Annotated in this window: 9 protein-coding genes; 2 read left to right on the forward strand and 7 right to left on the reverse strand. The window is 42.1% G+C overall.

Annotated elements, in window-relative coordinates; translation table 11 throughout:
• Nucleotide 1: 1 nt before the first annotated feature.
• Together PHEP_RS19075 and PHEP_RS19080 are read left to right on the forward strand one after the other, a co-directional pair.
• Nucleotides 2-1,981, forward strand: coding sequence for an alpha-ketoacid dehydrogenase subunit alpha/beta (locus PHEP_RS19075; protein WP_015809624.1), 1,980 nt, complete (start codon nt 2-4; stop codon nt 1,979-1,981).
• A 154-nt stretch (nt 1,982-2,135) separates the two neighbouring features.
• Nucleotides 2,136-2,834, forward strand: a complete 699-nt coding sequence (locus PHEP_RS19080; RefSeq protein ID WP_036674931.1) for a hypothetical protein — start codon at nt 2,136-2,138, stop codon at nt 2,832-2,834.
• Here the strand turns inward: PHEP_RS19080 and PHEP_RS19085 are convergent.
• The 7 genes from PHEP_RS19085 to ruvA all read right to left on the reverse strand — a co-directional run bounded on the left by PHEP_RS19085 (nt 2,783) and on the right by ruvA (nt 14,714).
• Complete coding sequence (locus PHEP_RS19085; protein ID WP_015809626.1) at nt 2,783-3,397, reverse strand: SprT-like domain-containing protein; 615 nt, start codon at nt 3,395-3,397, stop codon at nt 2,783-2,785. The two genes, PHEP_RS19080 and PHEP_RS19085, sit on opposite strands and share 52 nt — an antisense overlap.
• A gap of 19 nt (nt 3,398-3,416) precedes the next feature.
• Entirely contained in the window at nt 3,417-5,519 is a 2,103-nt protein-coding gene (gene feoB, locus PHEP_RS19090; RefSeq protein ID WP_015809627.1) for a ferrous iron transport protein B, read from the reverse strand.
• 12 nt (nt 5,520-5,531) lie between these two features.
• Complete coding sequence (locus PHEP_RS19095) at nt 5,532-5,747, reverse strand: FeoA family protein (protein WP_015809628.1); 216 nt, start codon at nt 5,745-5,747, stop codon at nt 5,532-5,534.
• 296 nt (nt 5,748-6,043) lie between these two features.
• Nucleotides 6,044-6,451 (reverse strand): VanZ family protein, encoded by a 408-nt coding sequence (locus tag PHEP_RS19100; protein WP_015809629.1) that lies wholly within the window; start codon nt 6,449-6,451, stop codon nt 6,044-6,046.
• Nucleotides 6,452-6,454: 3 nt separating this feature from the next.
• Nucleotides 6,455-6,835 (reverse strand): glycine cleavage system protein GcvH, encoded by a 381-nt coding sequence (gene gcvH, locus PHEP_RS19105; RefSeq protein ID WP_015809630.1) that lies wholly within the window; start codon nt 6,833-6,835, stop codon nt 6,455-6,457.
• A 100-nt stretch (nt 6,836-6,935) separates the two neighbouring features.
• Nucleotides 6,936-14,126 (reverse strand): T9SS outer membrane translocon Sov/SprA, encoded by a 7,191-nt coding sequence (gene sov / locus PHEP_RS19110; protein WP_015809631.1) that lies wholly within the window; start codon nt 14,124-14,126, stop codon nt 6,936-6,938.
• A 3-nt stretch (nt 14,127-14,129) separates the two neighbouring features.
• Nucleotides 14,130-14,714, reverse strand: coding sequence for a Holliday junction branch migration protein RuvA (gene ruvA, locus PHEP_RS19115; RefSeq protein ID WP_015809632.1), 585 nt, complete (start codon nt 14,712-14,714; stop codon nt 14,130-14,132).

Consider the following 14,714-nt stretch of genomic DNA (forward strand, 5'->3'; position numbering starts at 1 on the left):
TATGACCTTCGACAGAAAAGATAAGGACAATGTCACGCTGTTAAATTTTTATTTACAACTCCTATATCCCAGGATGGTGGAGGAAAAGATGTTGATCTTATTGCGTCAGGGCCGTATTGGAAAATGGTTTTCTGGTATTGGACAGGAAGCCATAGCAGTGGGCAGTACCATGGCGATGAAAGCCTCGGAGTACATCCTTCCCATGCACAGAAATTTAGGGGTCTTTACTTCAAGGAATGTATCCTTAACCAAACTGATGGCCCAATGGCAGGGCAAAGCTACTGGTTTTACAAAAGGCCGCGACCGTTCCTTTCATTTCGGAACCCAGGAACACAAAATCATTGGAATGATATCCCATTTAGGGCCTCAAATGGCACTTGCCGACGGTATTGCCCTTGCAGATGTACTGACGGGCAAGCAACAAGTTACGCTGGTATTCACAGGAGAAGGCGCGACCAGTGAGGGCGATTTTCATGAGGCCGTTAATGTAGCCGCAGTATGGGACCTGCCAGTTATTTTTTTAATTGAAAACAATGGCTATGGCCTATCAACGCCTGTTAACGAACAATTTAGATGTAAGAACCTGATAGATAAAGCCATAGGTTATGGCATCGAAGGATTTAAAGTGGATGGAAATAACATCCTTGAAGTATATGACCTGATTGACAGGGTTGCCTGCAGAATGCGGGAAAACCCTAAACCTGTACTGATAGAATGCCTTACTTTTAGAATGCGTGGTCATGAAGAGGCCTCGGGCACAAAGTATGTTCCCCAGGAGCTTTTAGATGAGTGGGAAAAAAAAGATCCTGTTAAAAATTTCGAACAGTATCTGCTCGATCAAAAAATACTTAATCCGGATTCAATTGAGGAAATAAAAGCCAGCCTGAAAACTGAGATTGATAATGAGGTTGAAAATGCTTTTAATGAAGCCGATCCGCTTGCTGATTCTGAAAGGGAATTGAAAGCCATGTATTTCCCTTATGCTGGTACAAGCACAGCACCGGATAGTACTATTGCAAAAGATATCCGTTACATTGATGCCATTTCTGATGGTCTCCGTGTAGCCATGCGAAGGCACAACAACCTGGTACTAATGGGCCAGGATATTGCGGAATATGGTGGTGCCTTTAAAATAACTGATGGTTTTGCCGAGGAATTTGGCAAAGCGCGGGTACGGAACACCCCTATCTGCGAATCGGCCATTGTAGGCGCAGCGCTTGGCCTTTCCATAAACGGGTATAAGGCCATGGTGGAAATGCAGTTTGCCGACTTTGTGACCTGTGGTTTTAACCAGATTGTAAATAATCTGGCTAAAACACATTACCGCTGGGGAGAAAAAGCAGATGTGCTGATCCGTATGCCTACCGGTGCTGGTACAGGTGCTGGTCCTTTTCATTCACAAAGCAATGAAGCCTGGTTTACTAAAACACCTGGGTTAAAGGTGGTGTACCCGGCCTTTCCCGCAGATGCCAAAGGCCTGCTCCTTGCCGCCATAGAAGATCCAAACCCGGTCATGTATTTTGAACATAAATACCTGTACCGTTCTCTGCACGGACTTGTACCGGAAGGCTTTTATACCCTGGAAATAGGGAAAGCAAACGTCTTGAGACGTGGTGAACAATGCTGCATCATTACTTATGGTTTAGGTGTTCATTGGGCAATGTCCTACCTGGACCAAAATCCGGACCTTTCTGTTACACTGGTAGATTTGCGAAGTTTGCAGCCCTGGGACAAAGAAACTGTGGCCAGTGCCGTTAAAACAACCGGACGGGTGCTTATTTTACATGAAGACACACTGTGTTCTGGTTTTGGTGCTGAACTTGCCGCCTGGATTTCCGAGCATTGCTTTAAATACCTGGATGCTCCGGTAATGCGCTGCGCCAGTAGTGATACAGCAATTCCCATGAATAAGGTACTGGAAGATAGCTTTCTTGCAAAAAGTCGTTTAAAGGGTTCGATCAGACGTTTACTCGCCTATTAAACAAACTGGCACGATAATGGCCATTGTAGCTCTAAATCCATCAGGTATTATGAAAGCTATTTATTTTCCCATCCTTTTGCTATTTCTTTGTAGTTGTAGCCGAAAGCCTAAACACCCACAGGCAGGGTTAATTAACCAGCGCACTGCAGCTAGTATGAGCGAAAAGGATATCCTGCAATATGCAGATTCTATAGATGCAAATTCAAAAGACCTGGAAAAACAAACCAGTCTGGTTTATCAGCTGGGAGATCAGTTAATGTATGCATCACAATACAGCTGGAACGGGAGCTCCATAATGTTTATTGAATATATCAGCAATGAAGGCTTGAGCAACCAGACAAGGAAATATTACTTAAAAAACGATAGTCTGGTATTGGTTAAAGAAAAAATTAGCATGGACGGTGAAAATGCACAAAAATATACTGAAAGCAGGGCCTACATTAGAAACAACATCGTTTTTAAAAAAGAAAGCCGGTTAGCCGTAACTGAAGCTGCACTTAAATCAAACAAATATACCCTCCAGCAAACACCAGCAAAAAACAATCAGGAATTTGCTGAGAATATTTTACGCCTTAAAGATGCTGTCCGCGCCAGTAATAAATTTGAAGTCGTGTTTGACAACATCATTTCTGTTGCAGAAGAAAGCCGTATATTGCTAAAAAACAAGCTTCCTGATGGATACAGCGCCACTGTTGTGGTAAGAGACCAGGATGCATTTATAGATAGCCTGATCAGCATACCTGCTGTTTTTAAAGATAAAAAACTGAATTTTAAGTGGCAGGTTAATGATAAAGAAGCAGTTTATGTACCGGTTGCAGCAAGTGTGACTTCTGCAAGCGGATTAAACAGGTAAACATTCCCATTATCAAGGCAAACACAACGGTAGCGTTTTCTAAGCTTTTCACCTTTTTTAAACTGTCTTCCGTCCTTAATCCTGAATACTGCATGTAAAGGCAGCTCTTCCAGTCTGGAAACATCAGCCAACACATCGTACCTCTTTAATGCCCTGGATAACTTCAGGTCGGTACAGCTAGCTGCCGAGGGGTTATTCAAATAGCTAACAATCGCTTTTTTCAGGTCCTCAGGAAAAATACTTTGCTCTAAAAATGGCACCATCATTCTTTTAAAATTATGTTTCCATTCATTTCCATGAGGTTTTACCTTGTTCTTATAGTCATTCCAGGTAAGCAGATGTGCAAATTCATGTACGGTAGTTACCAAAAAAGCATAAGCGTTGAGGTTATTGTTTACAGAAATCTTGTGCCCTGCTTCCTTGAAGGGATGCCTGTAGTCGCCCAGCTTGGTGGCCCTGCCTTTTGATATTTTAAATTCACATTGAAAATAATCTATCCACTTCGCAATGATCGGCGCAGCAGCTACGGGCATATATTGTGATAAAATTTTCTCTTTTTCCACCACCACCAAGATAAATAAATTACTTCAAAAGTTGATAAGCAATAAGGGCAGCCACATAAGCCATAGCAGTCATATATCCCAACTGTATCATCGGCCATTTCCAGCCTTTAGTTTCGCGATAAACAATAGCAACTGTACTCATACATTGCATCGCAAATGCATAAAACAACATCAGTGAAATTCCGGTAGCAAAAGTATAAACCGGCATACCGGTTTTACTGTTTATCGAACCGGCCATTCTTTCCCGTATGGTCTCACTGTCCTCATCTCCTCCATCAACACTATAAATGGTAGCCATGGTGCCGACAAAAGCTTCACGTGCAGCGAAAGAAGTAATTAATGCAATTCCAATCTTCCAGTCATAACCTAACGGACGTATTACCGGTTCTACTGCATGCCCAAGTAAACCAACATAGGAGTTCTCAAGCTTTTCTGTAGCAATTAAAGTTTTTATATGGCTGGTATTTGCCGCAGGATCTGCTAAAGCTGAAGCATACTTTTGATCGATCTTTTCGAATCTGTTTCCCGGTCCGAAAGAAGCCATTACCCAGAGAATGATTGAAATTGCAATAATAACCTTCCCTGCTTCGAAAACAAAAGTCTTTGATTTTTCGTACATGGTATAAATCACATTTTTCCACCTTGGCATCCGGTATATCGGCAGCTCCATAATGAAATAGGATCGCTCTTTAGATTTAATGATCACCTTCATCACCCATGCTACTAAAATAGCGGCAACAAAACTGATCAGGTACATCACCATCAATGCGAGTCCCTGCAGATTGATGATCCCGAAAACTGTCTCTGAAGGGATCACAAGAGAAATGAGCAGGATGTAAACAGGTAAACGCGCAGAACAGCTGATCAATGGGGTAACCATAATCGTAATCATTCTATCCTTCCAGTTTTCTATATTCCTTGCCGCCATAATGGAAGGCACTGCGCAAGCCAGTCCGCCTATCATTGGTACTACAGATTTTCCATTAAGCCCCACCTTGCTCATGATCTTATCCATCATGAAGGTAACCCTGGCCATATATCCGGTATCTTCCAAAATAGAGATAAAGGCAAAAAGTATCGCTATCTGAGGGATAAAGACAAAGATTCCGCCCAATCCTGCAACTACCCCATCCAATAGCAAATCTGTAAGCATACCTTCAGGCAAGTGTTCGTGTCCAAATCCGGCCAACCATCCAAAACCATTTTCAATCCATTCCATCGGAAATGTTGCCCAGGCAAATATGGCATTGAAAATCACAAAAAGGAGGAGCATAAATATTACAAAACCCCATAACTTATGAGTCAATACAGCATCCAGCTTATCGCTGAACGAATATTTATTTTTTCCTCTGTCAATAACCACATCAGCCAGAACGTTGCTGAGGTGTTTATAGCGCGCAATGGTTTCTGCTGCCTGTATCTTCGAAGATTCGAAACCATTGGACTGCTCTATGCTTTCAATTTCTTCCTGTTCCGCAGCATTAAAAAAAGCCAGGTATTCATGCTGGTGCAATACCTGTAGTGCGTAATAATCACGAGTTGCACCAATTTTATGCTTAATGGCCCGTATGGCATCCGGCGCTAAAAAACTTACTTCAAAATCGCTCACCTGGGTGGCCATATTTGTATGTGCTATTGCCTGCTTCAAAGCATTGATTCCGATATTGTTCCTGGCAGAGATGGGCACCACCTGAACGCCAAGCTTAGCAGCCAGCTTATCGGCATCAATTTCAATACCTTGCTTTTCATTCAGGTCAATCATATTCAGGGCCAGTACTATTGGGATTCCCAAATCGGCTACCTGTGAATACAACAGCATATTCCGCTTTAAATTAGTGGCATCAACAAGGAGTACAATCACATCCGGATAACTGCTGTTTTTGGCATCGGCAAGCACTTGAAAAACAATACGCTCATCAGCGCTTTTAGGGTATAGGCTATATGTACCTGGTAAATCTGTAATCTGTATCTGCCTGCCGTCTGCTAACTTAGCATAGCCTATTTTTTTATCGACAGTAACTCCGGGGAAGTTTCCGATTTTTTGGTTTAATCCCGTTAAACGATTAAAAAGAGTGGATTTTCCTGTATTGGGATTACCAACTAATGCAACTTTAATATCCAACGCCGATTGATTTTATTGAATAATGATAACTGCAGCCTCACTTTTACGTAAACAAAGCTGATAACCTGCCACACGAATGGCAATAGGACAACCAAGTGGTGCAAAACGTTCAACTTCTACAAGCTCTCCAGGTAAACAACCCATTTCCATTAATTTCACAGACATCTCCAAGTCTGTAAATGCTACAATAGTTCCCTGTTCTCCTGGATTAAGCTGCGAAAGTTTCATCTATATTAAGATTTGTATAAATTTTCAATGAGTCTCCTGTCCTGTTACCAACTCCTGTTTGCTCATTGCTTATTAGGGCGCAATTTAGACTTAATTTATAATAATTCCAAATAAAGACCGTAGGGAAAGGCTTTCCTTTATGGTCTTTATTTGGTCATTTTATTGCCCTAAAAATCAGAAATGATGAAATGCTTTAATGTCTGGGATAACTATTATAGCTAACTTTAGGACATTGGCAACCAGGTTTAAAAATCCCACAGCTGCCCATTAGGCATACCAGTAGTACTAAAACCAGTTTAATTGCCTGTTTTTTCATTATAATTAGATTTATGTAAGAGTATATAACTAAACACACCCATAAACACACCGATCATATCACAGCCAAAATCCCACCACTCTGCGGAGCGATAACTAAAAAACTTCAACTGTAACAATTCTATGCCGGCACCCAGCAGGGCTGTAATCACAATAATCTTAAAAATAGTTAAAGAGCTAAAACTGTAATTGTGCTGGTGCCTGATCTTGCCATAAAACAACAGAATCGTGAGCACGAAAAAAAAGCCCATGTGGACAAACTTATCAAACCCTTCGAAGAAAAAGCCGTGGCCATTGCCCGAGGGCATCCTCATTGTACAAAGGACTACGATGATGACGGTCCATACTACCGCCCAGACCTGATATTTTAATTGTCCAAAAATATTCATTTACTAAGCGCCTACAAGGGCTTTGTAAGCATCAGCAGTCAATAGTCCCTCTGCTTGCGCAGCATCGGAAACTGTTACTTTTACCATCCAGCCCTGACCATAGGGATCCGTATTTACCAGTTCAGGATTATCATTCAGGGCAGCATTTACTTCCAATATCGTTCCGGTTAGGGGCATAAACAGGTCAGAAACCGTTTTAACTGCCTCAACAGTACCAAATACATCATCTTTAGCTACCTCATCACCTACGGTATTGATGTCAATATATACAATATCACCCAATTCACGCTGTGCAAAATCTGTAATTCCAATAAAAGCTTCATTACCTTCAATCTTAACCCATTCGTGGTCTTTAGTGTACTTTAATTCTGATGGAAAATTCATTTTTTTATTTTATTTGTTAGTTGCTATGTTTTATGTGGTATCTGGCAATCCCATGCCGGTCCGCTTCAAAGGTAATTAAATCTCATCATTTAAAACAACCCTAATTCAGCGTAATCCTTAAACTAAAGCCAAAATTACTAAACGAAGTATTAAAGGTTTGTGAGGTGTATGGCTTAGTAACATTTGAGTCATAAAACAGCCTTACATTAAAGCGCTGGTTCAAAATATAATCCACACTTGGTCTTAAAGTAATGTTTTTAGCACCTGATGAGACCTCTGCTTCAGTAACATCAGCCCTGTAAATTACCGTTTTATTGTCCCTTATTGCCACATCCAGTTTAAAATCCATGTTGTTATCAGTTTTTAAACCCTTAAACAGACCGAATGGAAACCTAAACTTAGTTGTGCGGTATCCCAGACCAAAAACCATGTTATTTTCTGACAACTGGGCAAGCTGGCTGTTGGCTAGGCTCAGTCCCAGTAAGCGTGTTCTTCCCAGCTCAAAATTGGCGGTCATGTTGTTCTTTAAGCGGGTATCCACCCCAATCAACGGAGAAAACTGTTCTGCAATGGTAACCTGGGCATATTGGTAATAAGGCAAAAAGTTGCTGTTCTCGTCCCTGCTGCTTACAAAACCGTTGCTTTCTTTATAACGGATCAATGAATTAAAACCGTTCACGCTATATACCGAGCGGTAAGCATGCCTCAGATCAATAGAACTGAACCTGTCGGCCAGAAAAGCAATTCTGGTCAACCCCCTATAGTTCAGGCGCCAGTTTGGTAAGGGAATTTTAGGCAGGGAGTTCAGGCCGATAGAAGAGGCACTCTTTCCGGTATAAGCAGCCAAAAAGGCCGAAACAAGAACATCCTGCGAATTTTTATCATATCCATCTGCATAACCTGTTGGCATATTGCCCGAAGAGTTTACATTCTGTGCCCCCAAACGTTGTGAAATGACCTGTCTGTTGCCCATAAATTCAGCAAATAATTTTGAGACCGTACTGCCCTGCTTCTCCGAAAATGCAGTCCTAAGCGAAATAAAGGAAACACTGTAATCACCGGTAGTAAAAGGACTCAGGTTCTCAAAATCGCGTGCCGACTGGTCATACCGAAAGTTTGTAGAGTAGTTGAGCGTTCTGTTTTTATTGGCTGTCAAGGTAATACTCAGGTCTTTAATCGGCTCTATCAGCCCGGTTAAACTTAAGTCTTCCCTTAAGGTATTGATGTAAAGCTGTGATTGTAAGGTATCTCTTGTTATCCAGCCATTGTTCAGGGCCATTTCCCGGATGTCACGCTGACTACCAAAAACAAAACCCAAACCAGGGGCTCCTGTTGCTTCATCCAGGCCAAAATAACTTACACGGGGCAAGTATCCGGGTAAAAAGATACCTTTCGTTTGTGTAAAGGCTGCATTTACATTTTTTACACTGGTTAACAAACCAACAAAGAATGAGGCCCCGGACGAGGGCTTATCACCCGCACCATTTGCGCGCCTCACAAAACCAAATTTATTGTATAACCCTGCAAGATTTAAGGTAGGGTTAACCTGTATTGTTCTTGAATTCTGAATGGTATTACCCAGGTCGATCAGCGGATCCCTTAATGTAGATAAAGGCTCGGTCTGCCAGTTAAAGTTGGTACCATATCTTGTAGCCACTGTTACCCAGTCCATTCCCGGAATCTTATTCAGCGGTAATGAATAAGTCACGTTTAAATTATGGTTATAATCCGTAGTCCTGCCCAGGCGCTTTAAATTTTGCCAGATGGTATCTCTTTTTAATCCTTCAATCCGGCCCTCAGGCTCATCTATAATAGAATAATTGGTTGCATCAAAATCCAGTGTTAATGAACGTGTTAAATTCCATGAAATGCCATAAACCCTCGTGATCAAAAAGTTTTTGTTAAACGTAGTGTTAATAGGAATGGAATTATTAGGATCATTGTTCCGCAAACTGTTTTCCGAATAATAGCGGTCTACATCGATCCTGAAGTTGATCGCATTGGGTAATGGATTAAAGTTAAAATCTTTTAACAGGGCCAGGGTATTAGATTTGATGATCTTGGCAAAAGGTTCCACATTTTTCGCCTGCCCAGAATAACTATAAGCCAGCGATGCCCGGTAAGTTTTCTGCACATTATTCTCGTTGATAAAATCACGGTGTGCAAATTTTGTGTAAGCATAACTTGCGTTAAAGTTCTCTATATCCCACACCTGCGATTTTTTGTCCGGATTTGTCCTTTCCTTCCTCACATTTGTAAAATTGATACTGTTCCGGGTCGTATAATCCTGGGCATACTCCAAAATTGCTTTCTTTTCAGATTTCGAAGCTTTGTCCAGCGCATTTTTCAATTCAATATCAGGCATTTTCGGGTCATATTGCGGCGTGCTTACCTGACTCGAATAACTCACAAACATCGGGATTTTGATCCCTGTTTTCTGAGGGAAAAACTTACCCAGTTCCATACTTGATGAAATATCGAAAAACACATTATCTGCCCTGTTCCGTTCGCTTACTCTTTTTTCCAGGGAACCAAAACCTATGGTCGATTTACTACCTGATACATTCACATCAGCAAAATCAGCCAGTTTGGCACTCATCCTTGCCGTTGCTGCCCATCCGCCCCGTTCGTCAAATTCTGTTAAACGCATCTCATTGAACCATACCTGGGCACTTTTGTCCAAACCATCATCACCTGGGCTTGCCCCATTCCTGTAAGGGTTCAATACACCAAGCATATATACCCTCACCTTGCTCATATCAGGTTGCCCTTTTACAACAATCTTTTTACCATCAACCATATAAGTAAATGGCTTACTGATGTTCCATGGCAGACCATCTACATCTAAGGCACTGTTACGGGCAATTTTCGCCTTCTGGAACAACTCCAGTTCAATATCCAGCTTATTCTGATCAGGCCATATCGCATAAGGGTCACTTGTACCCGGACGCGTCACTTTCAAAGGCTGTGAATATTCGTAGTAGTTGTCCTGGTTATCCGTACCTATCCTTAAAAAAGCGCTCAGGTCATTGTCATTGATCGGCGCGTTCCCCAGAGCTTCCAGGTGAATGTACATTTCCAGGTGTTTGTACGACCTGAAATCGTTCAATGCAGTTTTAAATGTAGCCCTTCCATAACCATCACGTAAATTTTTTATGGTTACTGCAAGCGATTGCTCATTTTGTCTTGTATCTCCCCGGTAATTGCTGAAATCACGTTCTCTTTCAATACCAGGTGGTACTACGTAAGGAATAGGGGTACGCTTACCATTTTCTTCTATGTTTACCGTTGATATTTCAATAGTTGAATTGTCGGGGCCTAAATTTTGCAGTGCAGGATCCAGAATAACCTGTGAAACTTCGTTGTTTGCATTGTACTGCCTCCACTCTCCTCTTACCAGCTGGATTTTTCCAAACCTCAGTACTGTAGTATCGGCAAAATTGGTCATGAACATCCTGATAAAGCGGATGGATTTAAAATCCTGGATACTGCCCACTTTTTGCTGATACTGAGCAAGGGGAATCCGGATCTGATACCAGGTAACCGGCTGCGTTTGCCCATTTGCCAGCTTCACCTGTGAGGTGATTTTATCTGTAACAAAATTCTGCCCAACCATTAAATCACCCGGGCGCATAGAAACCTTATACTGGAAATATTCATCGCTCTGGGTCATGTTGTTGTCCCTGTTGATATCTTCTCCGTCTGGCAAAGAAGTTGAAGCTGAATTGTCTACCCCAAAGTCTTCCTGTGATTGCTGTGCGGTTTTAGAATTTCCCTCAGGTCCATTGTAGCGCTGGTAACGTTTCAATATCCCTGCATTGACCTGATCAAGCGCCCTGCCCCTAAAATAAACATAATCGTCCGATGAGGGGTCGTTGTCAAATTCAGCTGCTGCATCAGGGTTCAGCTGTCCTTTGATCTGGTTAATCAGTGCAGCAAATTTGGTTTTCTCATCCGCGTTAGACAGACCATCCAAACCCACATCCTGTGCTTTCCTGGCTGCAGGATCATTGTCAAATGCCTGCACTACCGGTTGCAGTTTAGGTACCCTGCCCCAGTTGGTCTCATCATATTTTTCCGGGTCACCATTTGCGGGCAAACCATTTTCCAACGATTTACGCCCGTCTTTTAAAATATCTTCCGATATGTTCCCCAGGTTAAAATACAGGTCACCTCCTGTCGAGTTTGGTTTATAAATATTCGGGTCCATTACCCAAAGCTCGATATACTCGATGTTCAATGCCTGAAAGTCACTGGTTTCAATTTTCCTGAACAAACCACCCCAGCGCGATCTTGGATTGGTCAGTGTACCATTCGGATTAAAGCCAGTTGTAGTATAATTGTAAGGGCCCCGAACCATAGGATAAAATGCAACATCCAATGTAGGCAAAGTAATGGCCTGCCCGGTAGCTGTCTCTTTAAAAGGAAAAACCTCCTGCTCTATAATCTCACGCACATAATGATTAGACAACTCATTCCGGTTATTTCTCAGGTTATCCGGAATAGTACCTGTATTCCTGTTATAAAAAATCGGGTCGATGTTATAAAAAGCAATTCTTGCCCTGTTAAAGCCATAACTCAAATCATCTATCCTGCTCGCTTCCGGGAAAAACTGCGGCGTTCCCGACAGTTGCCAGGCAATCGCACTTTTCAGATCTATCACTGAACGAGAAGCTTCAAAATCATCCAGGTAACTCACCCCACCTTTATTGCCGCCGAAGTTCAGGGCACTTGGATGGCCGGGAATCAGTTGTGCAAACTCACCGGAAAAGGCGATATTGGAAGGCACTTTAGTCGATAATAAAGGCAGCTTATCCACCAGTTTGGTCAAAAACCGGGATGGAGAACTGTAGTTCAGGTCAAGTCCCCACATCGTATTGGAGATCGGCTCCTCACCAATATTTACTTTGGCAGTAAGCGGCTTCTCTGTAAGGTTCATCAACGTACCTCCAAGGTTCAGCTTGTTATTCACTTTATAGTCGAGCCTTGTTCCAAATAAAGAACGTTGCTGCAAACCAAACAATTCATTATTTTCAGTCGAAATCCTTATTGGCTGACCAGAACTCAGTAAAGCCGGATTAATGATCCTCACCCTGCCTCCCTGGTAATCAACTGTAAAATCAACTCCTTCCTGTAAGGGAATTGTCCCTGCAAATACTTTTACAGAACCTTCAGGTACATTGATGGCATTTAAGCTAAACTCTGAAGCGATTTCTGACTGGTAGGCACCTTTAATGATGTACCGGTTCTGGTTACTGAACAGCTGCTGGGCAACTACCTTAGTCGAATCGTATAATGCAGTAAAGGTATATTTATCAATCAGTGCCTGTTCTGTTGGTAAAAACTGATCTGCAAGGTCTTTTCCAAAAGGTTCAATCAGCGGAAATATGACCCTTCCGTTCAAGGGATCAATGGTGATATAGCCGTTAATGGTGTTGGTCGAAAAATTTACCTGGTTGTTTGTTGTACTGCCCGAATTTCCGTTGTTATAGGATGAATTCTGTGTATTTGTACTACTGGTTCCAAAAGGTTTGTTTTCGGTTTCAAAATCGAATACCCCATCAGGTTTACGTTCTTTCTGCTGGTTCAGCCGGTCAAGCCCCGTCACCTGGATCCATTGCTTGCCGTTCAAAGGCCGGCGGTCTGCATCCAGCTTCTGTCCTTCCTGTATCAGCGGCTTCTCTACACCGGTCTTTTCGTCAATACGGAAAACATCCAGTTTAAAGTTCTGCTGACTGATCTGATAGCCTCCAATGGAATAAATGTTTTTCATCATCAGGTCCCAGGTGGGCAAATTGGTTTTGATCACATCATTTTTCAGCAATTTGGTATACAAAACTTTAGGGGTGGAAGGGTCAAAAGGAACATCGGTAGAAAATTCTCCAACCTGGTATTCCACTCCATTGTAAGTGTACCTGTAAGCAACGGTTAACACCTCATCGCTGTTCAGCGCATTGTTCAGTGAGATATAACCCAGCTGGGGATGAAAAGTATATTCCCTGTCGGACAGTTTCCGCGCATAGGTCAGCTTGGCGTAATTATCCGTACCACCACTACCTGCAAAAAATGAAATGATCTCGTTAGAATTTGTAAATCGTGAATTGGCCGGAATCCTGGTTAAAAGATCATTGGAATTTCTTGGAAACAAAGGATTGGTAAAACCAGATGGCAGTACTGAAGCACCCCCGGTAATCCCCGGATTAAAAGTCTGATTTTCTCCAAGGTCTATAAAACCGAGCACATCCCTTGAATCCTGTGTGTTTCCTGCTTTATTGGTAATCCAGACCTCTACCTTGGTAATCAGTACCCCGGAAGTGATGGTCGGGGGATTCGACAATACTTTATTGTAATTCTCCCTGAAATATCTGGCCAGAAAATAATGTTTATTGGCCTCATAATTATCTGCACTTAACCGGTACTCATTTTGTTGCGCACCATTGTTGATCTGAATTTCCCGCGACTGCGATTTTTGCTGTGTAAATACAGTTGCTACATTCAGTTTTCCAAACTTCAGCTGTGTCTTTATACCAAATAAGGCCTGAGTACCATTAATTAGCGTTGTATTTAAGGGCAAGCTTACATTACCCGCCTCAATTTTTTGTATGATATCATCTTCAGCACCGGTATAGTCCAGCTTAACCTGATTTTCAAAATCAAACTGGGCTTCAGTATTGTAGTTCATGTTGATCTTCAGCTTGGTACCAATATTACCAATCACATCCATCTGTATGCGCTGGTTAAAATCAAAATTTCCCTGTACACGCTGGCGCTCGTTAAACAAAGGATTCTCATTTTTATTGATCCTTCCCAAAAAGGTAAGCTCAGCTTCCCCACGGGGCTGTATATCTATAGTTGTGCCCCCAAATATCCGTTCAAAAGCCTTGCTGTTAACTTTCAGACTGGGTATAATGCCCGTTCTTCTTACATCGTTCACCTCCTGGTCAGACAATACCCGCCAGTTTTCGCGTTTAATTTCACTGTTCACCAGGCGCATGTATTCATCTACAGTCATATACTGCACCTGGCCAAAAGGCTTGTCGCCAATCAGTTCCTGGATAATATACCTCTTATTAAGCGCATCATATTCCACCTTACGGTGCATATTTTCGGGTAAGGGATAAAAAGGGCCCGACAAAGACCTGATACCAAGCCTTTGCTTCTCTTTCAGCCCGAAAGAGTTTTTTAAAGTATCCTGCTTCCCCTTTTGTGGCACAACCTGCGAAAAAGCCTGTTGTCCGCTAAAAGTAATTGTCAGGAAGAGAAATAGCGTTAATAAGGTTTTCAAGGGCAAATTTTATAAATTCTTCAATGCTATTTTTATCATTTGTTCAACAGACAGATCTTGCCCACCATTTTTCACCGCATTGTCTATTGCCTTTTCAGAAGCAGGTTTGGCAAATCCAAGCATCATCAATGCCGAAAGTGCCTCTTCTCTTACTGTATTGTTTAAAGGGGCAGCAATTAACGACCCCGATCCTTCTTTCTTCAGCTTGTCCTGTAATTCCAGTACCAACCTCTGTGCAGATTTTGCGCCTATCCCTTTAATCCGCTGGATAAGTGCCAGGTCTGCATTCACTATCGCCGTCTGAATTTCAACCGGCGTAATAGACGAGAGCATCATTCTCCCTGTATTGGGGCCTATTCCCGATACCGAGATCAGGTGTAAAAAAAGTCTGCGTTCTCCCTCATCGGCAAAGCCATAAAGGGTATGTGCATCTTCTTTTACATGCAGCCAGGTATACACCTTACAACGTTCGGTATTAGCCAGGCTGCTATAAGTATTTAAAGATATATTAAGATGATAGCCTACGCCACCAGCTTCTACAACAATATAAGTAGGACACTTAAAAGCCAGCTTACCATCAATATACTCAAACAT

Source organism: Pedobacter heparinus DSM 2366 (assembly GCF_000023825.1).
In the GTDB taxonomy this organism is placed as follows: Bacteria; Bacteroidota; Bacteroidia; order Sphingobacteriales; family Sphingobacteriaceae; genus Pedobacter; species Pedobacter heparinus.